The following is a 20,061-nucleotide window of genomic DNA, read 5'->3' as shown; positions in this document are numbered from 1 at the left end:
TAATTATCCCTGTTCCCGACGGCGAATCTGCAACCAGCCCAAACCGAATAACACCAGCAGGGCAGGTATAAACATCAGTTGCTTGGCCGGCCGGTCGGCGGCTACTTCAATGCTGTTGATCTGCCAGTCGAAGTCGATACCAACGGCCTCGGCATTACTGCCAAAGCCCACCTGATCAACCACTATGCTGCCTTCATCTTCCCGCAGGAACAGGCCGGCAGCCTCAACCCGGGCACTGGCGGTTTCCGCCGCGGGTATTGGCAGTTCAACAATTTTACTGACCATATCCCCGTCAATGGTTTCACCGCTCACCGCCATCCGCAGTTTCTGATCGGCAGGCAGCTGTTCAACCACTGTGGTTATCTCGGTCGCGGCAACGCTTTGCACCGGCGGATAAATTTCATCCCACCAGAAGCCGGGCCGGAACATGGTAAAGGCCACCAGCAACAGAATGATGGTTTCGTACCAGCGGGTTCTCACAAACCAGAAGCCCTGCGTTGCAGCAGAAAACACCAGAATGGCAATTACTGAACTGATAATCACCAACAGCAAATGGAATATCCCCTGAATGTCGATCAGCAACAGCTCGGTATTGAAGATAAACATGAACGGCAGAATCGCTGTCCGGATATCATAGGTGAAACCCTGTATACCGGTTTTAATCGGATCACTGCGGGCAATCGCTGCGGCGGCAAAGGCCGCCAGCCCCACCGGCGGTGTATCGTCCGCCAGTATGCCGAAATAGAACACGAACAGGTGAACAGCAATCAGCGGTACGATTAAGCCACTCTGGGCCCCCAGGGTAACGATAACCGGTGCCATCAGGGTCGATACCACAATGTAGTTCGCCGTGGTTGGCAGGCCCATCCCCAGAATCAGACTGATCACTGCGGTGAAAATCAGCATCAGAATGATGTTACCGCCGGAGATGAATTCCACGAATTCGGTCATCACCAGACCAATACCGGTCAGGGTGACGGTCCCCACGACGATACCTGCCGCAGCCGTCGCCACCCCGATACCGATCATATTGCGGGAACCGGTAACCAGACCTTCCAGCAGGTCATCAACCCCCTGTTTAACCCGTTGCCCCAGCGCGGTTTCACCCCGGTAAAAGGCCTTGATGGGTTTATGGGTCACGACAATAAACACCATAAAGACCGTCGCCCAGAAGGCCGACAGCCCCGGTGATAAACGCTCTACGGTTAAACACCACACCAGCACGACAACAGGCAGCAGGAAGTACAGCCCGGACTTCACGGTCGGGCCGGGTTCAGGCAGTTCAACCACCGGTGAATCCGGGTCATCCATTTCCAGCTCCGGATAGCCGGAACAGAACTTCAGCAGGCCCAGATAGACCGCCAGAATACCGATACCCAGTATCGGGCTGGCCCAGGCCCCCATCACATCCTTGGTCCAACCAACCCCGTAGTACACGGCCATCGACAGCACACAGACACCCAGGATAATCCCCGCCCAGCTCAGCAACGCCTGTGCCAGCGTCGGGTTATAGCGGCGCGGTAAGCCCTGCATACCGGCCTTCATCGCTTCCAGATGCACGATGTAAATCAGCGCAATGTAGGAAATCAGCGCCGGTAAAATCGCATGACGGATAACATCGATATACGGGATACCCACATACTCCACCATCAGGAAAGCCGCGGCCCCCATGATTGGCGGTGTTAACTGACCGTTGGTGGAAGCAGCCACCTCCACAGCACCGGCTTTACTGCCGGGAAAGCCCACCCGCTTCATCAGCGGAATGGTAAAGGTACCGGTGGTTACCACATTGGCGATAGATGAGCCGGAAATCAGCCCGCTCAGGCCAGAGGATACCACCGCCGCTTTTGCCGGGCCGCCACGCATGTGGCCCAGCAATGAAAACGACACCTTGGTGAAATAGTTACCGGCCCCGGCTTTTTCCAGCAGCGCGCCGAACAGCACGAACAGGAATACGAAACTGGTTGAAACCCCCAGCGCTACCCCGAACACCCCTTCAGTGGTCAGCCACTGGTGGGACATGGTCTTATTCAGGCTGGCACCTTTGTGGGCAATCACGTCCGGCATATACGGGCCGCCAAAGGTATAAATCAGGAATACAGCGGCCACCACCATCAGCGGTGGTCCCAGCGCCCGGCGGGTCGCCTCCAGCAGCAGCAACATGCCGGCCACGGCAAAAATCAGATCTGCGGTGATCGGGGCGCCGGCGCGGTTAGCCAGCTCCGCATGAAAGATCACCAGATAAGAGGCACTGAATGCACCGAGCAGCGCAAAGCCCCAGTCCTGCAACGGGATATAGTCCCGTGGAGAGCGGCTCAGCGCCGGATACGCGGTAAAGGCCAGAAAGATCGCAAAGCTCAGGTGAATCGCCCGCGCCTGGGTATCATTAATAACGCCGAAATTAAAAACAAAAGGCAGCGGCGAGGCGTACCAGAGCTGAAATAAAGCCCACAGTAACGCCACTGACCAGAGTAAGGTTTTGGCTGCACCCGCCGGTGCCCGTGCACCGGAATCCGTCTGTGCAACGATGTCTTCAGCAGATGTCTGCGGAGCAGCATCCGCAGAGTGATGATTGTTATCAGTCACAGTATTTTCCCCACTTACGCTAAGGGAGGCTGCATACGGATGTCTGAATAGAGCAGCGGTACGCAGCAGTCCAACAAAAAAACGGGGCCCGGTCGCCAGGTAAAATGCTACCGGTTCCCAAAAACCCCGTCAGGCACGATGTGCAATAACTGCTTACATCAGACCTGCTTCTTTGTAGTACTTAGCAGCACCCGGGTGCAGCGGCGCCGACAGACCATCGCTGATCATTTCTTCTTTCTTCAGGTTAGCGAATGCCGGGTGTAACTTACGGAAAGTATCGAAGTTTTCGAATACCGCTTTAACCACCGCATACACCACTTCTTCCGGTACTGACGTAGAAGAAACGAAGGTTGCACCCACACCGAACGTAGTGGTGTCGCCATCGTTACCGCGGTACATACCGGCCGGAATAGTCGCGGTACGGTAGTAGCTGTTATCAGATACCAGCTTGTCGACTGCGGAACCGGTCACATTGACCAGTTTACTGTCGCAGGACGTGGTGGCTTCTTTGATTGCACCACTTGGGTGTCCCACGGTGTAGATCATCACGTCGATTTTGTTATCACACAGCGCACTGGCCTGCTCAGAAGCTTTCAGCTCAGATGCCAGAGCAAAGTCAGCATTGGTCCAGCCCATGGTTTCCATCAGGACTTCCATGGTGCCACGCTGACCGGAACCCGGGTTACCTATGTTCACCCGCTTGCCTTTAATATCTTCAAAATTGGTGATACCGCTGTCCGCCCGTGCCACAACTGTGAACGGTTCCGGATGTACGGAAAACACCGCACGCAGATCTTTGTTGGCACCGGCATCAGCAAATTTGCTGGTACCGTTGTATGCGTGGAACTGCCAGTCAGACTGGGCAACACCCATGTCCAGCTCACCGGCACGGATTGTATTCAGGTTGTAAACAGAGCCACCGGTACTTTCGGTTGAGCAGCGTACGCCGTGATCTTTACGGCCTTTGTTCACCAAACGGCAGATCGCACCGCCTGTCGGATAGTAAACACCGGTCACACCGCCGGTACCGATAGTAATGAATTGCTGATCAGCCGCCTGAGTTGCGACCGGCGCAGATAAACCAAGAGCCAGAGTAAACGCCAGCGTTGCCGCCTTAGTTGATTTAATCATTGTGTAGCACCCACATATATACGTTATTTTTTTTCTTTAAATGCTGTTGCCATACGTCACACCGGTACTGCCCGAGCCAGTTCCCCAAACAGGAGTACAAACGTATCGCCAATACAAACCATAGTTCATATCAGGAAGAGTACATCACGAATGATACATATGAGTCAATTAAACAACCCTTACAGGATGTTTGTATTATTTATTAGCCAGTTACAATATATAAAAACTAACCACATGATTAATAACGATAAATTAATATAATAGGAAGTTATGCAAGGCAGCCGGAGGTTTCTCCGGAAGGTCGTAAAACGGTCTTCTGGCTGCAAAAAAGGCAAACAGACAGCCTAAAAAAACCGTCAGATATATACCCAGTATGAGTAATTAACACCGCCTTACTGTGAATCCGGGATAACAATTCGCGAGTTGCTGCTCACGGCTCTCAGTCGCCGGAATCTCAACCTGACAGGCAAGAATACGCATACAGGAAACTCTCCAGTCTGTGCGCCTGGAATGAATCCCCAATTTACTCCGCCCGGCCGGCGGGCAACAGATGCGCACCCTGTTATCGCTGGCGTTGATTTGAGTCAGAAAGGCGTCACTTTGCGTCATATGAAGAGAAAACCTTGCAGACAGCAGCCAGATCAATAAAAATAATCTGACTAGAAAAACGGATGTTCTATGTTATCTGCAACCCAATCAGCTTACCGCCTGCTGGCAGCCAGTAGCGCCTTCATTCTCTGGGGGAGCTGGGCCTGGTATATTAATGCCCGGCAGGACTCCGCCAGCGGCCTGAAAGCCGCTCTGGTACAGGGCAGTGCCAGCTTCATTATCACCCTGCTGATGGTACATATGGTTAACTGGATTTTCCGACGCCAGCACAGACCTTTCAGCCAACTGTTCATTCCACCTCTGGTCACCGTCAGTGTCACCGGCACAGCACTGGTCAGCATTCACTATCTGATGGCAACGCCGGACATTCTCCGTACCGTATTCCCGGCGCTGGCAGTGGCATTCCTTTTTTGTCTGTTCACCGCATTAAAATTACAAGCAGGAACTAAAGATGACTGATACCCGACAACAGCAGGATGATTCCGGCAGACGGCCACTGAAAGTCCGTCAGGCGGGGCTGGCAAGAACGGCGGCTGTATGGCTCACCAACAAACAGATCACACCGAATCAGATTTCGGTCACGAGTATCTTTTTCGCTGCACTGGCCGCCCTGTGTCTTATATTGCTGCCATTAACCAGCCAACCCGGCGACTGGCTGCTGCCCTTACTGGCGGCATTCTTTATTCAGTGCCGTCTTTTGTGCAACCTCTTTGACGGCATGGTTGCGGTAGAAGGCGGCAAAAGTACCCCCGCCGGAGAACTGTTCAATGATGTTCCGGACCGCATTGCTGACCCACTGATTCTGGTCGCCGCCGGCTATGCTGCTGCCGGCACCACTGACTGGGCCATTACCGCCGGCTGGTGCGCAGGTTTGCTGGCCGTCATGACCGCCTATATCCGGACACTGTCAGTCAGTATCGGCGCGCCGGCCGATTTCCGGGGGCCGATGGCAAAACAACACCGTATGGCCCTGATGACCGCGGCCTGCCTGCTGACCCTGTTTGAATCTCAGTTCTGGCCGCAGGGCTACATCCTGCTGACCTGTCTGGTGATCATCATCCCCGGGGCCGCGCTGACGATCTATCGTCGTGGCCGTCAGGCCTATCTGTTTCTTGAAACACAGCAATCCACGGAAGGTTAAGCCATGTTTAATATCCCCTCACAGGCCAGTTATGCCATGCTGGCTGTACTCGGTTTACTGGTCATCGCCAGCGGCATTCTGGTTGCACTGCAGTGGCGCCGGCCGAATACGGATTACACCGAGCTGCGCCAGCGGACCCTGTCCTGGTGGTGGATGATTGCAATCATCTTCTCAGTGCTGATTCTCGGCCAGAATATTGCCATCATCTTTTTTGGGTTTTTAAGCTTTCTGGCCTTAAAAGAATTTCTCTCTATCGTGCCCACCAGACATTGTGACCGCCGGGTCATATTCTGGGCCTACCTCTCGATACCTCTGCAGTATTACTGGGTATCCATGGGCTGGTACGGCATGTTTATTATCTTCATACCGGTTTATATCTTCCTGCTGCTGCCCATGCGGATGGTGCTGCTCGGCGAAGTGAAAGGCTTTATTCACTCCGCAGGCATCCTGCACTGGGCCACCATGCTGACCGTATTCTGCATTAGCCACATTGCTTATCTGCTGGTCTTACCGGTGCAAAATCCTGCGGCTGGCTTTATCGGCCCGGTCCTGTTTCTGTTGTTTATGACCCAGTTCAACGATGTCTGTCAGTACTTCTGGGGCAAACTGCTGGGCAAACGAAAAATCATCCCTAAAGTCAGCCCCAATAAAACCTGGGAAGGCTTTATCGGCGGTCTGCTGACCGTCACCCTGTGCAGTGCTTTGCTGGCCCCTTTACTCACCCCGCTGAGTATCGGCGAAGGCATGATTGCCGGCGCACTCATCAGTGCCAGTGGTTTTATTGGTGACGTGGTGATCTCTTCCGTGAAGCGGGATCTTGAAATAAAAGACTGCGGCAACCTGATTCCCGGCCACGGTGGCATTCTCGACCGTATGGACAGTCTGATTTACACCGCACCACTGTTCTTCCACTTCCTCTACTACAGCCATTACTGAGCGAGGCGCCAACATGCTTATCAACAGGATCATTAAAATTCTTTTTTTTGCACTGCTGGTAAAACCTGTTGTTCTGATCCTGCTGGGTCTGAACGTCAGAGGCAGGCCTAACTTACCGGATAAAGGCCCGGCAATTCTGGTGGCCAATCACAACAGCCATCTGGACACCCTGGTACTGATGAGTCTGTATCCGTTGTCACAGATACACCGTATCCGCCCGGTAGCCGCCGCGGACTATTTTCTCCAAAAGGGTGGCTTTCTGGCCTGGCTGGCGCTGACATGCATCGGCATTATTCCGATGGATCGCAGCGGCAGTGCCGACCGGGACAGTCTGTTTAAAGGCTGTCATGAGGCTCTGGATAACGATCAGATTCTGATTCTGTTTCCGGAAGGCAGCAGAGGCCAGCCAGAACAGATGAGCAAAATTAAAAAAGGGGTTTTTTATGTCTTAAAAGAACGCCCTGATACCAAAGTGATCCCCGTGATGCTGCACGGTCTGGGCCGGGCCCTGCCCCGTAATGAAGCGCTCTTTGTCCCTTTTAACTGTGATGTAATCATTGGCGAAGAAATTCCGATGACTGAAAAGTCCCCGGCCTTTGTCGCGGCCATCGCCGCAGCGTTCGAACAGTTATCCGAATATTGCATTACACAAAATCAGTTATAAAAAACCAGGGGACTGAGACCCGCAATTTCGTTCAATACAACAGTCTCAGCGCTGGTTAAGCTGTCAGCATCATCACCTGCGGAGCATTCCATGCTGACAGTCGTATTATCTATGCTGGCATTTGCCCTCGTCGGCGCCATTTCACCGGGGCCGGTAAACATTGTTGCCACCGGAGCCGGTGCAAACTATGGGTTTCGTGGCGCCCTGCCTCACGTGCTGGGCGCCACCCTGAGCTATACCCTGATCGTTTTTCTGGTGGGGGCCGGTCTGAACCGTTTACTGGTTGAGTTCCCTCAATTCACCTCGGTTCTGCAGTACGCAGGGAGCGCGTTCCTGTTATGGATGGCCTGGAAAATCGCCTCTGCCCGTCCGGAAAGCCTGCAGGAGGATAACCGTTCAGAACCGCCCCGTATCATTGAGGGTGCACTCTGCCAGATACTGAACCCCAAAGCCTGGCTGGTTTCGGTCTCCGGTGTCAGTCTGTTTGTCAGCAGCCAGCAACCGGCTGAACTCTTCTTACTGATTTTCTGTGCCGTATCCTTTGCCATGTGCCTGATCGGTGTCGGCAGCTGGGCGCTGCTGGGTCAGCTGATCAGCGGTTACTTGTCCAGTCCGGCACGTCAGGTTATGTTTAACCGGATCATGGCAGCGCTGTTAGTCGCCAGTATTCTGACCATCACGAATGTTTAATCCGCCAGAGGCGCTGACGATGACAGCCAGCAACACACCGGAAATACGCAACCACTGTTTCTTTGCCCGCAGCCCGTCACTGCCGCAAGCAGAGTTACGGCTGGCGGATCACTCCAGCGCCTGCTACGGCACTCATTCCCACGATGAAGTATCATTCGGCGTCATTGATGCCGGCAGCGCCCGTTACCAGAACCGCCGGCATAACCACCAGATCGCTACAACAGCAACCGTGATGATGAATCCCGGCGATGCCCATTCCTGCAACCCGGATAACGGCGAATGGTCGTACCGGATGCTGTTCATTGACAGCCAGCTGATTGGCGAGCTGCAAGCCGAAATATTTCAGTGTCAGGGGCAGGACTACCTGTCTTTTCCCGGCCCGCTGGATACCTGCCGGCACAGCTACCGGGCGTTCAGCGCCCTTTTCAGTGCTCTGCAACAACCGGATAGCGGCATTGCTGAAAGCCTGCTGATGGACTATCTCGCCCTGCGGTATGCAACGGTAGCACCGCTGAATAAAGAGGTGATAAAAACCGATACCGCCGGCGTCCGTCAGGTACGGGAAATGATTCTGGATCAGCTGGATACCAATCTGTCACTGGACAGTTTCGCCAGCGAAACCGGGCTGAGCCGCTACCACCTGATCCGCAGTTTCAAGCAGGTTTATGGCCAGTCCCCCCATGCCTGGCAGCTGGATCAGCGCATTAAAACCGCCAAACGTTTACTGCGTGAAGGCGAAAGCCTCAGCAATACTGCCAGCCAGCTGGGGTTTGCGGATCAGGCACATTTTCAGCGCAACTTTAAGAAACGTCTGGCAATTACCCCCAGGCTTTATCAGTCGTTTTTTATCTGAACTCTTATCAGAACTCTTATCTGAGCTCTTATCAGAATGTTGACCCGGCGGGGAACGTCACCGGGCTTTTGACCGCTAAAAACACAGGGAATGACCATGTTTGATCCAACCCAGATTCTTGCCTATGCCACCGCACTGGCCATTGCCGCCATCATCCCGGGGCCGGGGATAACCGCGCTGATTGCCCGCAGTATCAGTGGCGGCGCCATTACCGGTTTCAGCTTTCTGCTGGGATTAATTCTGGGTGACCTGATTTATCTGTCATTTGCGGTATTCGGGCTGGCGCTGATTGCCGAACACCTGAACACCCTGTTTGTTATCGTCCGCTGGGGGGCTGCCCTGTACCTGAGCTATCTGGCCTGGCAGTTCTGGTTTGCGGAACATCAGCCACTGGATACGGAGCTGACCATCCGCCGTAAAGACCTGATTTCTGCCAGCCTGTCAGGGCTGACCATCACCCTGGGCAACCCGAAAAACATTGCGTTTTATCTGGCGCTGCTGCCGCTGGTGATCCCGCTGGACGCCATCACCCTGCACAGCTGGGGGCTGATACTGATGCCGGTAACCGTACTGGTACTGCTTGCGGTGGGCGGCATTTATATTGCCGGCGCGGTCCGGATTCGCCGCTTACTTTCGCAGCTGCATGCACAGCAGATCATTTTCCGCAGCGCCGCGGTTATGATGCTCTCAGCTGCGGGGCTGATGGTGTTGCGGGCCTGACCAGGAAAACAGTTTACAGGGCAGTGGCCTCAAGGTGATCGATAAACAGACGTTCTACTGCAGAAAAACTGGTTCCCGGGTTGTACACGTAGTACACCGCCGATTCAGGCAACTCTTCGTAGGGCGGTAAACGCCAGATCCTGCCCGTTTGCTCCGCCTCTCTGGCAATGTGCAACGGCAGAAAACCAATGCCGACACCGCACTCAATCATCCGTAGTACTTCCTTAACATTACTGGAAGTACCCCGGACATTCTGACCTATCGATGCCTTCGCCCTTAACGCAGTCACTTCAGTCATATGTTCGCCGCCCAGTACATCCGCAGTAAAACCAATGAAAGGCTCGCCCCGTAAATCCCCCAGCGCCAGCCCTTCCCGGCCAAACAGCGGATGCCCTGTGCCACAAAACAGAGCAAACACTTCGCGGCACAACTCTGCAGCCACCATCTGCCGGGGAATCACTCCGTCATAAATGCCAATAGTACAGTTGCCCACCTCAACACTGTGCAGAATGTCAGCAGTGGTGGTCACATTCATCTCCAGATCCACCTGAGGATAACGGCGGAAAAATTCCACCAGCTTCTGATCCAGCTTTGCAGACACCACATTATCAATGGTGGTGATTTTGATTTTGCCGGTCACCGGCTGTGGCAGATCTTCAAGCATGACTGGCAGACGTGAAATGGATGCATAGATACTGCAAGCCTCATTGAACAGCATTTCACCGGCAGCAGTTGGCCGCAGCCCTGCGGACTCCCGGATCAGCAACGCCGACCCCACAGTGTCTTCCAGACGCTTTATCGCCAGACTCACCGCCGGCTGGCTGCGGGATAGCTCATCTGCCGCCCGGGTAATACTTTTTTGATGTACCACAACCATAAAGGTATGCAGCAGGTTCCAGTCCAGCTTTCTCGCAAATTCAATCATTTAACCGCTCTCACACGCAGAAATGCCTAGTATTATAAATTTTATAAATACCTGAGATTTTAACTATAAAATTGATAAAGCCAAGTTGCCATGAAAAGCTGTCTGCAGAACAAAAACAAATATGACCGGAGAGCAACATGCGTAATCAGTTTAAAAAAGTTGCAACACTGCTAGCAGCTTTAACCCTCACAGGTGCCGTACAGGCCGCAGATAAAACCATCACCTTAGGCAGCGAAGGGTATTATCCGCCATTCAACTTCTTTAACAGTGCCGGCCAGCTTCAGGGGCTGGATATTGATGTGGGCAACGCCCTCTGTGAACAGTTACAGGCGAAGTGTAACTGGGTTGCAACTGACTGGGACGGCATTATCCCGGCCCTCAATGCGAAAAAATTCGACGCCATCATCGCCTCCATGTCGATCAATGAAAAACGTAAGAAAGTCGTCAGCTTCACCGATCCTTACTACTTCAACGGTATCCGGTTTGTCGCAGCTAAAGATACCCAGACAGAACCTGTCACACCTGAATCTATGGCCGGCAAAATCATCGGAACACAATCCGGTACCGGTGAAGTTGAAATTCTGAAGCAATACTTCCCGGACAGCGATATCAAGCTCTATCCGAAACTGGATGACTCCCTGCTGGACCTGAACAGTGGCCGGGTCGATTACGTTCTCGCCAGCCAGTTTGTACTGAGCGCCTGGCTGGAAAAAGATGAAGGACAGTGCTGCCAGTTCACCGGGCCAGCCTTTATTCCGGATAGCGTTGCCGGTACCGGAATCGCGGTGCGCAAAAATGACACAGCCTTACTTGATGACCTGAACGGCGCCCTGAGTGCCATCATCGAAAACGGCACCTACGACCAGATCCGCAGCAAATATTTCAGCGTGGATATCACCAGCCGCCCTGAAAACGCTTCAGCACTGTTCAACAGCCAGTAAGCCTCCCTGAATACCGGCAGCAGTGGTCGCTGCTGCCGACCCTATTGCTAACAGGTAACCCGATTATGGCTGAACTGATCGCATTACTGTCCTATGGCGACGCCGGCTGGGGCGACGAACTCCTGCAGGGCTTACTGATTACACTGGCCCTGGCACTGACCACAGTACCCTTTGCGCTGGTATTGTCATTTCTGATTGCCTGGGCAAAGCAGTCAAAAAATCCGCTGGTCGCCCGGGCGGGTCGCACCTATACCACGGTTTTCCGCAGCTTACCGGAGCTGCTGACGCTGCTGATTATCTATTACCAGCTGCAGAGCCTGCTCAATTATGTGTACTCCTTCTTTGTTGAAGACGCCGCCATCTCACTGAATGCCTTTGTTGCAGGTGTCGTGGCGCTGACACTGGTGTTCAGCGCTCTGGGCAGTGAAGTGGTGCGCTCGGCCTATCAGGCAGTTGGCTCCGCGCAGACTGAAGCTGCACTGGCACTGGGCCTGTCCCGGCGGGTGACCTTCTTTAAAGTACTGCTGCCGCAAATGTGGCGTCATGCGATCCCGGCCTTCGGCAACCTCTGGCTGATCCTGCTGAAGGACACTTCACTGATTTCCATCATCGCTGTCAGTGACCTGATGCGTTTCACCAACATGGCAATCGCCACCACCCGTGAACCCTTCTTCTTCTACTCGGTGGTCGCATTAATTTATATCTCCCTGGCATTCATCTCCGGACTCGCGCAGAAAGCGTTGGAACGCAATGCCAGCCAGACTTACATCGGAGGTCGCTAAGATGTTGTCGCACCTCACTGAAAACGTTGAACTCTGGCAACAGGGCATCACCAATACCCTGACGCTGACCTTATTAGCCTTTATCGTCGCCTTTTTCGTGGCCATTCCGCTGAGCATGGCACGTCTTAGCCAGCATTCAGCCATCAACCGGGCTGCCTATGGATATGTGTATCTGTTCCGGGGTACACCGCTGCTGGTGCAGATGTTCATGCTGTATTACGGCCTTGGAGAATTCAACAAAGAGCTGAAACAACTGGGCCTGTGGTGGTTTTTCCGGGATGCATATTTCTGTGGTTTACTGGCTTTCATCCTCAACTCCACCGCCTATCAGGCAGAAATCCTTCGCGGCGGTATCGCCGCCGTCCCTAAAGGCGTTCAGGAAGCCGGAGCTGCCCTGGGTCTCTCAAAGCTGCAAATTTTCCGCAAACTGATACTGCCAATTGCCTTTGCCCGGATGCTACCGGCCATGGGCAATGAACTGGTCCTGCTGCTTAAGGCCTCCGCGCTGATCAGCATCATCACTGTGCCGGACATCATGGGGCAAGCCCGCTATCTGTACAGCGAGACGTTTGATCTCTCGGTGTTCTACATCGCTGCAGTGAATTACCTGTTTATCGTTCTGGCTATTGAAGCAATCTGGAAGCGCCTGGAAATTCGCCACCAATGGCTAACTTATAGTGGTACCCGTTAACATGAAGAAATTAACTCCTCCTTTAATCCGTTCCGACGAAGGTATTTTCAATACCCAGACCGGCCCGGACGGCACTTTCGTCGAAATGCCCTATTCAGGCATCCGTACATTCATGCGACGCCGGGTAACACGGGATCTGACCGATGTGGATCTGGCCATTTACGGAATTCCCTTCGATCTGACCACTTCCGGCCGGCCCGGCTCCCGCTTCGGCCCCAGTGCCCTGCGGGAAGCATCAGCCCAGCTAGCCTGGGGGGAAGTCTGGCCATGGGGATTTGACCCGTTCGATATTCTCTCCGTGGTTGACTGTGCTGACGTCACCTTCCGCCGCGGTCAGGTCGATACCATGCTCAGTAACGCCATCGAAATGGCCCGTCATGTATGTGCAGCAGATGCCAGTCCGATCATGATGGGCGGTGACCACTGCACCACTTACACGGTTTTGAAAGCACTGGCGGAAAAACACGGTCCGCTGGCACTGGTTCACTTCGATGCCCACCGGGACACTCAGGCAAGCAGGTATCTGGATCACGGCACGTTTTTGCACCACGCGATGGAAGAAGGTCTGATCGACCCTGAGCATTCAATTCAGCTAGGTATCCGTACCTTTTATGAACATGACGATCCGATCGAAATTCTCTACCGGGACTGGCTGCACGAACACGGCTGGAAAAAGGCACTGGAGCGGATTCAGGCGGTCATCGGTGACCGTAAGGCCTATCTCACCATAGATATCGACAGCCTTGATCCGGCCTACGCGCCGGGTACCGGCACCCCTGTAGTGGACGGTCTGCACCCTAACGATATTATTTCGATTATCCGCAATACCTCAAATATCAACTTTGTAGGTATGGATCTCGTCGAAGTCGCGCCGCCATACGATAACGCCGACACCACGGCTCTGTTAGGGGCCTCTCTCATGCTCGAATACATCTGCTCACGGGCAGCGTATAAACAGCTGCAGGATGAACATCATGAGTAAGCGAATTGCTGTTATCGAGTTTATCAACGAGAGCAATACATTCACGGTGCTGCCCACCCGCCTGGACGATTTTCAGGCCGGTCATTACCTCACCGGAGATGCAATTCCGGCAGCGCTGAAGGACACCAATACTGAAGTCGGCGGCTTCATTGATGCCGCAAAGAAACATGGCTGGTCACCGGTATACACAGTCGCCGCTCACGCTGAACCCGGCGGCATTGTGTGCGAAGCCGCCCGGCAGAAAATCACCTCTGACACACTGAAGTTGCTCCGCGAAGCGGGCACTCTGGATGGTGTTTTCATCGCCCTGCATGGCGCGATGGTGACGGAAACACATCAGGACGGTGAAACGCAGTTCCTTCAGGAAGTGCGTCAGGTCGTGGGAGAGGAGACTCCTGTTGCGATCACGCTGGACCTGCATGCCAACATCTTTGATGAAATGGTCGGTCTGGCTGATATTGCCGTTACCTACCGCACCTATCCACATGTGGACATGTACGACAGAGCCACTGAAGCCTGTGAACTCCTGCAACGCACGCTGAACGGAGACATCCGTCCGGCAATCACACTTGCCCGGCCACCCATGCTGGTTGGCTGTGATGACGGACGCACCACCCAAAACGGCCCGATGTGCCGTCTGCTTGAAAACGCGGAATGCGCCACTCAGAGACACGGCATACTGAATGTCGCCGTCAATGCAGGCTTCACGGATGCTGACGTGTACGCCGCAGGCCCTTCAGTACTGGTGACTTACGACACTCTCTTATCCACAGCTGTAATCGCTCAGGAAATCGCTGAGGGAATATGCGACGAAATCTGGCAATACCGTCACGAATGGGATTTACCGCAACCGCTGGAAGACTGCATTACACAGGCGCAGCAGTACAGCGGCGCTTCCCGCCCGGTCATTATCGCTGACTTCTCCGATAACCCCGGCTCCGGCGCTTACAGTGACTGCACAGCCCTGCTGTCAGCATTACTGAAATCAGGATTACCCGACGTTGCGATTGGCGCTATCTACGATCCGGCAGCCGTTAAAACCTTAATGGCAGCGAAGCCCGGTGAAGAAGTCACCCTTGAAATCGGCGGCAAGACAGATCCGGCTGTTGGCGGAGGCCCCCTGCAGCTGACCGGTAAAGTCACCGCTAAAAGCAATGGCCGTTTTACGTTCGAAGGTCCGATGTTTACGGGGCTTGAAAACACCACCGGCGACAGTGTCTGTTTCCGCTCCGGCAACGCCAGCATCATGTTGGTATCGGAGCGTACTCAGATGCTGGATAAGAATATCTTTCGCAGCGTGGGGATCGAACCGACCGAAAAAAATATCGTTGCGGTGAAATCCATGCAGCACTTTCGCGCCGCCTTCGAACCCATCGCAGCGCATGTACTGGTCACCGACGCCGGTGGTTTGTGCAGCCCTGACGTCAATAACCGGCAGTACACGAACCTTCGTCGCCCGGTCTTTCCTCTGGATAACCTCTCATGAGTAACATTTACGACATTGCCATTATCGGCGGGGGCATTGCAGGTGCATCTCTCGCGTATGCATTAAACGGCCAACGTTCAGTCGTGCTGCTGGAGCAGGAAAGCGCACTGGGCTACCACTCTACCGGGCGCTCAGCGGCAGAATTCACCCGCCGCTTTCACTCTGAAAAGGTCGGCCTGCTGACCAGCATGAGTGAGACCTTTATGCACAGTCCACCGGAAGGGTTCTCAGATGTCCCGCTGTTACGACCACGGGGTAACCTGTTGATAGCTAATGCAGAAAAACATGATCACCTGCTTAACATCTTTGCCAACGAGCAGGCGAATACACCTGAAGGCGTCAGCCCCGTTGAACTGCTCAGCGTTTCTGACGCCTGTGACAAGGTCCCCTTTCTGAATGAAGAATGGCTGAGTGCTGCCTTTTACGATCCGGACTGTTGGGATGTTGAAGTCGAAAACTTGCTGCAGGGCTATATCCGTGGTGCTAAAAGCACAGGTACTGATGTACTTCAGAATACCGGTATCCGGCAGGTACAGTGGGAAAACGATCACTGGATCATTGAAGCTGAAGACTTCAGTGTCCGGGCCAGAACAGTGGTGAATGCTACCGGAGGCTGGGCCGATGCGACCGCAAGCCTGTTTGCAACTGATCCTTTGCAAATCATCCCCCATCGCCGTACCGCCATCAGCGTAAAAGTGCCGGACTACAGTCTGCATGACATGCCGGAAGTAAACGAAATCGATGAAGTTTTTTACTTTAAACCGGACGCCGGCCAGCTCATGGTCAGCCCGGCGGATGAAACCCCGGTAGACCCCCATGATGCATGGCCGGAAGAACTGGATATTGCTTACGCAGCTCACTACCTGAGCGAATGTTCCACGCTGGACATTCAGCATGTCGCCCATAGCTGGGCCGGCCTGCGTACCTTTGCGAAAGACCGCCTGCCGGTCATCGGCTATTCCGGTCAGACGGAAGGCTTCTTCTGGCTTGCAGGGCTGGGGGGTTACGGCATTCAGACCTCACCGGCAGTGGGTCAGCTGGCGGCGGCACAACTACTCAATACACCGGCGGCGCAGTTAACGCCTCTGACTCATCAGTTAATCCGTCAATTTACTCCAGCGCGATTTGAGAACTAAACATGCAAATATTCAACGCAAAACAAACCGCTGAACTGCTGCCCTATCCGCACCTGATCGCGCAGCTGTCAGCCCAGTTCAGAGCCGGCCTGAAGGCACCGGACAGACACCACCACGACCTGCCAATGCAGCATGAAGCCAACGGCACTCTGCTGCTCATGCCCGCCTGGAATAATGACATCGGCTGCATCAAAATCGTCACCGTCACGCCCGGCAACAGCGCCCGAAGCCTGCCGGCAATTGCCGGTAACGTGCTGATTTTCCGCCGTGACACCGGCGCTCATGTTGCCCTGTTGGACGGCGCAGTGCTCACCGCCCGACGCACCGCGGCGGCTTCTGCGCTGGCAGCAGACAAGCTGGCCCGGAAAGACGCCCGGCATCTGCTGATTCTGGGGGCCGGTAAAGTTGCCCAGCAATTACCTGATGCATTTGCTGCGGTTCGCCCAATTGATCAGATCAGTATTTGGAACAATCACCCGGATGGCGCTGAAGCACTGGCGGCTTCACTGCGACAGCAAGGCAAAAACGCCACAGCCGTTCATGACCTGCAAGACGCTGTATCACGGGCAGATATCATCACCGCCGCCACCCTGGCCCAGCAACCACTGATCAAAGGCGAATGGCTGCAACCGGGGCAACATCTGGATCTGATCGGTGCCTTCACCCCGACGATGCGTGAAGCCGACGATCAGGCACTGCAACGCAGTTCGATCTACATTGATACCGCGTTTGCCTGTCAGGAAGCCGGAGAACTGAAAATCCCGCTGGTTTCCGGTGCTATCAGTCAAAATGATATCTGCGGTGACCTTTACAGCCTCACAGCTAACCCGACATCAGCCCGCCGTTCCTCCGAAGAAATAACACTTTTTAAATCAGTGGGTAACGCCGTCATGGACCTGTCCGCTGCCCTGACCGCCATTAATAACGGAGGTGACATATGAATACCGCCCAGCAAACCGTCAGACAACCGGTGAAGATGTCGGTCAGCAATAAACCGGTGATCGAAATCAGCGGAATGAACAAATGGTACGACGATTTTCAGGTGCTCAAAGATATTAATCTGACGGTTCATGAAGGCGAACGTATTGTGATCGCAGGCCCTTCAGGCTCCGGTAAATCAACCATGATTCGCTGTATCAATGCACTTGAACATCACCAGCAAGGCAGCATTATTATCAACGGCACGCCCTTAACCTCAAACGCCAGAGATCTGGAAAAAGTTCGCTCAGAAGTAGGTATGTGCTTCCAGAACTTTAATCTGTTTCCCCATCTGACAATTCTGGAAAACTGTATCCTGGCCCCGATGAATGCCCGGAAGCTTTCAAAAAAAGACGCCACAGAGCAAGCCATGCACTTTCTCAATAAGGTCAGAATTCCGGATCAGGCGGGTAAATACCCGGGCCAGCTGTCCGGCGGACAACAGCAACGGGTAGCCATCGCCAGAGCACTCTGCATGCGCCCGAAAGTAATGCTCTTCGATGAGCCTACCTCCGCACTGGACCCGGAAATGATCAAAGAGGTGCTGGATACCATGGTAGAGCTCGCAGAAGACGGCATGACCATGTTATGTGTTACCCATGAAATGGGCTTCGCCCGTGAAGTTGCGAACCGGGTTATCTTCATGGATCAGGGGCAGGTTGTTGAAGAAAATGAACCTGAACTCTTCTTCAATGCCCCGCAAAATCCACGCACCCAGGCATTCCTGAGCCAGATCCTGCGGCACTGATTCACTGCCCTGCAGGAACCGGCCCCACCGGTTCCTGTATCAGAAAGATTCCAGCATAAGCCGGTCAGCGACCCCCGCATTACGGGTCGCACGGCGAATACTGGCCAGCAGCTCTTCCGGGCCACAGGCATAGATCTGGCAGTCATCTGCCAGATCCGTCAGCAGCTCGGCCGGATTCAGACGTTCTCCGTCATGGCTGAAATAGGTAATCAGCCGTTCCCCCAACAGGCTCTGTAACTCCGGGTAAAACGCCATTTGCTCAGGGCGTTTGGCTGCATAATGCAACTGGAAATCAGCCCCCCGCTGTAACAGCGCCAGCGCCATGGATTTAAGCGGCGTAATGCCGATCCCACCGGCAATCAGCAATGCCGGGCGGTTATCTTCATGCAGGGCAAAATAATTCAGCGGTTCGGTGATCTGTAACCGGGTCCCTAACTGATAATGGCACTGTAACGCTGCCGCCAGTGTTGAATCCGCTTTTGCCTGTACTGCGATCTGATATTCATGACTGTCTGGCGCACCGCACAGGGAATAATGCCCCATGCGGATGCCCTGTGGTGTCGGCACCGGCAACTGCACATGCGCCCCCGGGCTGAAAGCGGGCAGCGGCTCCCCGTTCACTGACTGTAACTGATAACTGCGCACTTCCGATGTCAGTTGGCTTACACCGCAGATCTTCAGCTCCAGCGGCCCGTCACCTAATACTGTATCAGGCACAGGTACCGGCTGATCTGGCACCGCAGCGCTTACCTCAGGCGTTGCCAGTGCCTGCCATTCCTGTTCTGTAAAACGGGGGGTAATGTATTTCGGGCAGTTCCAGTCGAAGCCTTCCACATCGATCAGATAACCCCGCTCTACCGGGGCCCGGAAATCCGCCTGCTCCAGCGCCGCCAGGGTTTTCAGATTCTGAGGGTCCACCAGCCGGATCCGGCCCAGCAGTTTCAGCCGGGTACGGTTGGCGTAATCCATAAAAAACAGGGCAACCCGGTTATCCCGGCGAAAGTTTCCCAGGCTGACGTACTGGCGGTTGCCGCTGTAGTCGGCAAATCCGAGGGTCTGCTTGTCCAGCACCCGGACAAAGCCTGCTGCCCCGCCACGATGCTGAACGTAGGGCCAACCGGTCTCACTGACGCTGGCCATATAAAAACTGTCACGGGCCTGAATAAAGCCGGCTTCCGCTGCACTTAACCGGCCGTTGAAATCTTCACCGCCCAAAAAGCCCTGATAGGCTTCCCCGCTACCGTGCCGCTGCTGCTCCGCCAGCACGGATTCAGTAAAGGCTATTTCTGCAAAACGGTGTCCCATAACCGGTCCCTCCTGAATCTGTGAAATGCTGCACTGTGGTTCTCACAGCGCAGCAGCCTTGCTTTAAAAAGCGCTCCGTCAGAAGCTCTGATCAGCCCGCCAGTTTCAGATCCACTTCCGGGAAGTCGATGCTCACCTGGCTTGTTTTGGCCAGCATATTGGTCAGCAGATTCATTGCCACATGGGTAATAATCTCGACGATCTGAGCATCGTTATAGCCTGCTTCACGCACTGCCAGCAGTTCAGTATTGCTGACAGCACCGGTATTTTCCGCCAGTGAAAGGGCAAACTTCACCGCCACTGCGGCGTTATCATCCAGGCTGGCGCCCTCACGATTCGCGGCAATTTCGGCACTTTCCAGACCGGCCTTGCGGCCCAGTGCAGTATGCGCAGAAAGGCAGTACTGGCAGCTGTTCGTCTGCGCCAGTGCCAACGCAATCCGCTCCCGGGTTTCGCCATCCAGCTCACCGTCACCGGCAACACCGTGCAGCCCCAGAAACGCTTTCAGCGCCACCGGCGAGTTAGCAAACACCTTCAGAAAATTCGGCACCATCCCCAGCTGTGCCTGAATTGCATCCAACAGCTCCGCCTGCTCTGCACTGGCAGCATTAGGTTCAACAACATTAATCCGGCTCATCGTGTCACTCCTTAGCGCTTCTGCGCTGTCTGGTTAGAAAACCCGCGTTCACCTCAGCGGGTGAAGACACTATGAGCCATTACATTTAATTAAAGAATCACCTAAAATTTAATTTCATAA

General features: G+C 54.2%; 20 protein-coding genes. 15 read left to right on the top strand and 5 right to left on the bottom strand.

What is annotated here, in order from left to right:
* Positions 1 to 3: 3 nt before the first annotated feature.
* Positions 4 to 2,586, bottom strand: coding sequence for a TRAP transporter permease (locus PCI15_RS00780; RefSeq protein WP_271272467.1), 2,583 nt, complete (start codon positions 2,584 to 2,586; stop codon positions 4 to 6).
* Between the two features lie 153 nt (positions 2,587 to 2,739).
* A complete protein-coding gene (locus PCI15_RS00775; RefSeq protein WP_271272466.1) occupies positions 2,740 to 3,717 on the bottom strand; it encodes a TAXI family TRAP transporter solute-binding subunit in 978 nt (325 codons plus the stop codon).
* Positions 3,718 to 4,395: 678 nt separating this feature from the next.
* Between PCI15_RS00775 and PCI15_RS00770 the strand changes: the two genes are divergently transcribed.
* The 7 genes from PCI15_RS00770 (at position 4,396) to PCI15_RS00740 (ending at position 9,330) form a co-directional block, all read left to right on the top strand.
* Complete coding sequence (locus PCI15_RS00770) at positions 4,396 to 4,785, top strand: hypothetical protein (RefSeq protein WP_271272465.1); 390 nt, start codon at positions 4,396 to 4,398, stop codon at positions 4,783 to 4,785.
* Complete coding sequence (locus tag PCI15_RS00765) at positions 4,778 to 5,467, top strand: CDP-alcohol phosphatidyltransferase family protein (protein WP_271272464.1); 690 nt, start codon at positions 4,778 to 4,780, stop codon at positions 5,465 to 5,467. Before PCI15_RS00770 ends, PCI15_RS00765 begins: the two co-directional genes overlap by 8 nt.
* 3 nt (positions 5,468 to 5,470) lie before the next feature.
* Complete coding sequence (locus PCI15_RS00760) at positions 5,471 to 6,403, top strand: phosphatidate cytidylyltransferase (protein ID WP_271272463.1); 933 nt, start codon at positions 5,471 to 5,473, stop codon at positions 6,401 to 6,403.
* Between the two features lie 13 nt (positions 6,404 to 6,416).
* A complete protein-coding gene (locus tag PCI15_RS00755) occupies positions 6,417 to 7,067 on the top strand; it encodes a lysophospholipid acyltransferase family protein (protein WP_271272462.1) in 651 nt (216 codons plus the stop codon).
* 90 nt (positions 7,068 to 7,157) lie between these two features.
* A complete protein-coding gene (locus PCI15_RS00750) occupies positions 7,158 to 7,757 on the top strand; it encodes a LysE family translocator (RefSeq protein ID WP_271272461.1) in 600 nt (199 codons plus the stop codon).
* A 19-nt stretch (positions 7,758 to 7,776) separates the two neighbouring features.
* On the top strand, positions 7,777 to 8,610 hold the full coding sequence (locus PCI15_RS00745) for an AraC family transcriptional regulator (protein ID WP_271272460.1): 834 nt from the start codon (positions 7,777 to 7,779) through the stop codon (positions 8,608 to 8,610).
* Between the two features lie 96 nt (positions 8,611 to 8,706).
* Complete coding sequence (locus PCI15_RS00740) at positions 8,707 to 9,330, top strand: LysE family translocator (RefSeq protein ID WP_271272459.1); 624 nt, start codon at positions 8,707 to 8,709, stop codon at positions 9,328 to 9,330.
* A gap of 13 nt (positions 9,331 to 9,343) precedes the next feature.
* On the opposite strand, the gene PCI15_RS00735 is transcribed toward PCI15_RS00740, so the two are convergent.
* Entirely contained in the window at positions 9,344 to 10,255 is a 912-nt protein-coding gene (locus tag PCI15_RS00735; protein ID WP_271272458.1) for a LysR family transcriptional regulator, read from the bottom strand.
* Positions 10,256 to 10,392: 137 nt separating this feature from the next.
* Here PCI15_RS00735 and PCI15_RS00730 point away from each other — a divergent pair, with 137 nt between their 5' ends.
* From PCI15_RS00730 to PCI15_RS00695, 8 genes are all read left to right on the top strand, one after another.
* Positions 10,393 to 11,196 (top strand): transporter substrate-binding domain-containing protein, encoded by an 804-nt coding sequence (locus PCI15_RS00730; RefSeq protein ID WP_271272457.1) that lies wholly within the window; start codon positions 10,393 to 10,395, stop codon positions 11,194 to 11,196.
* Positions 11,197 to 11,261: 65 nt separating this feature from the next.
* Positions 11,262 to 11,978 carry an ABC transporter permease gene (locus PCI15_RS00725; protein WP_271272456.1) on the top strand — a complete coding sequence of 239 codons (717 nt, stop codon included), beginning with the start codon at positions 11,262 to 11,264 and terminating at the stop codon, positions 11,976 to 11,978.
* 1 nt (position 11,979) lies between these two features.
* On the top strand, positions 11,980 to 12,669 hold the full coding sequence (locus tag PCI15_RS00720; protein WP_271272455.1) for an ABC transporter permease: 690 nt from the start codon (positions 11,980 to 11,982) through the stop codon (positions 12,667 to 12,669).
* Between the two features lies 1 nt (position 12,670).
* Positions 12,671 to 13,651: an agmatinase gene (gene speB / locus PCI15_RS00715; RefSeq protein WP_271272454.1), complete on the top strand. Its 981-nt coding sequence runs from the start codon at positions 12,671 to 12,673 to the stop codon at positions 13,649 to 13,651.
* On the top strand, positions 13,644 to 15,137 hold the full coding sequence (locus PCI15_RS00710; RefSeq protein WP_271272453.1) for a M81 family metallopeptidase: 1,494 nt from the start codon (positions 13,644 to 13,646) through the stop codon (positions 15,135 to 15,137). The genes speB and PCI15_RS00710 overlap by 8 nt, the downstream gene beginning before the upstream one ends.
* Entirely contained in the window at positions 15,134 to 16,273 is a 1,140-nt protein-coding gene (locus tag PCI15_RS00705) for an NAD(P)/FAD-dependent oxidoreductase (RefSeq protein ID WP_271272452.1), read from the top strand. Before PCI15_RS00710 ends, PCI15_RS00705 begins: the two co-directional genes overlap by 4 nt.
* Before the next feature lie 2 nt (positions 16,274 to 16,275).
* Entirely contained in the window at positions 16,276 to 17,214 is a 939-nt protein-coding gene (gene lhpI, locus PCI15_RS00700; RefSeq protein WP_271272451.1) for a bifunctional Delta(1)-pyrroline-2-carboxylate/Delta(1)-piperideine-2-carboxylate reductase, read from the top strand.
* Between the two features lie 35 nt (positions 17,215 to 17,249).
* Positions 17,250 to 17,999: an amino acid ABC transporter ATP-binding protein gene (locus PCI15_RS00695; RefSeq protein WP_376787856.1), complete on the top strand. Its 750-nt coding sequence runs from the start codon at positions 17,250 to 17,252 to the stop codon at positions 17,997 to 17,999.
* Between the two features lie 39 nt (positions 18,000 to 18,038).
* Here the strand turns inward: PCI15_RS00695 and PCI15_RS00690 are convergent, their stop codons facing one another.
* Positions 18,039 to 19,304: a pyridoxamine 5'-phosphate oxidase family protein gene (locus PCI15_RS00690; protein ID WP_271272449.1), complete on the bottom strand. Its 1,266-nt coding sequence runs from the start codon at positions 19,302 to 19,304 to the stop codon at positions 18,039 to 18,041.
* A gap of 91 nt (positions 19,305 to 19,395) precedes the next feature.
* The gene (locus PCI15_RS00685) at positions 19,396 to 19,941 is read right to left on the bottom strand and encodes a carboxymuconolactone decarboxylase family protein (RefSeq protein WP_271272448.1); all 546 of its coding nucleotides are present in this window, start codon (positions 19,939 to 19,941) and stop codon (positions 19,396 to 19,398) included.
* Positions 19,942 to 20,061 lie beyond the last annotated feature (120 nt).

The sequence above is a fragment of the Aliamphritea hakodatensis genome (assembly GCF_024347195.1).
In the GTDB taxonomy this organism is placed as follows: domain Bacteria; phylum Pseudomonadota; class Gammaproteobacteria; order Pseudomonadales; family Balneatricaceae; genus Amphritea; species Amphritea hakodatensis.
This window is presented reverse-complemented; position numbering and strand designations above follow the sequence as displayed.

Bases quoted from the DNA above. Each gene is read 5' to 3' on its own strand.
- PCI15_RS00775 (WP_271272466.1), bottom strand. From the start codon at position 3,717: ATGATTAAATCAACTAAGGCGGCAACGCTGGCGTTTACTCTGGCTCTT.
- PCI15_RS00770 (WP_271272465.1), top strand. From the start codon at position 4,396: ATGTTATCTGCAACCCAATCAGCTTACCGCCTGCTGGCAGCCAGTAGC.
- PCI15_RS00765 (WP_271272464.1), top strand. From the start codon at position 4,778: ATGACTGATACCCGACAACAGCAGGATGATTCCGGCAGACGGCCACTG.
- PCI15_RS00760 (WP_271272463.1), top strand. From the start codon at position 5,471: ATGTTTAATATCCCCTCACAGGCCAGTTATGCCATGCTGGCTGTACTC.
- PCI15_RS00755 (WP_271272462.1), top strand. From the start codon at position 6,417: ATGCTTATCAACAGGATCATTAAAATTCTTTTTTTTGCACTGCTGGTA.
- PCI15_RS00750 (WP_271272461.1), top strand. From the start codon at position 7,158: ATGCTGACAGTCGTATTATCTATGCTGGCATTTGCCCTCGTCGGCGCC.
- PCI15_RS00745 (WP_271272460.1), top strand. From the start codon at position 7,777: ATGACAGCCAGCAACACACCGGAAATACGCAACCACTGTTTCTTTGCC.
- PCI15_RS00740 (WP_271272459.1), top strand. From the start codon at position 8,707: ATGTTTGATCCAACCCAGATTCTTGCCTATGCCACCGCACTGGCCATT.
- PCI15_RS00735 (WP_271272458.1), bottom strand. From the start codon at position 10,255: ATGATTGAATTTGCGAGAAAGCTGGACTGGAACCTGCTGCATACCTTT.
- PCI15_RS00730 (WP_271272457.1), top strand. From the start codon at position 10,393: ATGCGTAATCAGTTTAAAAAAGTTGCAACACTGCTAGCAGCTTTAACC.
- PCI15_RS00725 (WP_271272456.1), top strand. From the start codon at position 11,262: ATGGCTGAACTGATCGCATTACTGTCCTATGGCGACGCCGGCTGGGGC.
- PCI15_RS00720 (WP_271272455.1), top strand. From the start codon at position 11,980: ATGTTGTCGCACCTCACTGAAAACGTTGAACTCTGGCAACAGGGCATC.
- speB (WP_271272454.1), top strand. From the start codon at position 12,671: ATGAAGAAATTAACTCCTCCTTTAATCCGTTCCGACGAAGGTATTTTC.
- PCI15_RS00710 (WP_271272453.1), top strand. From the start codon at position 13,644: ATGAGTAAGCGAATTGCTGTTATCGAGTTTATCAACGAGAGCAATACA.
- PCI15_RS00705 (WP_271272452.1), top strand. From the start codon at position 15,134: ATGAGTAACATTTACGACATTGCCATTATCGGCGGGGGCATTGCAGGT.
- lhpI (WP_271272451.1), top strand. From the start codon at position 16,276: ATGCAAATATTCAACGCAAAACAAACCGCTGAACTGCTGCCCTATCCG.
- PCI15_RS00695 (WP_376787856.1), top strand. From the start codon at position 17,250: ATGTCGGTCAGCAATAAACCGGTGATCGAAATCAGCGGAATGAACAAA.
- PCI15_RS00690 (WP_271272449.1), bottom strand. From the start codon at position 19,304: ATGGGACACCGTTTTGCAGAAATAGCCTTTACTGAATCCGTGCTGGCG.
- PCI15_RS00685 (WP_271272448.1), bottom strand. From the start codon at position 19,941: ATGAGCCGGATTAATGTTGTTGAACCTAATGCTGCCAGTGCAGAGCAG.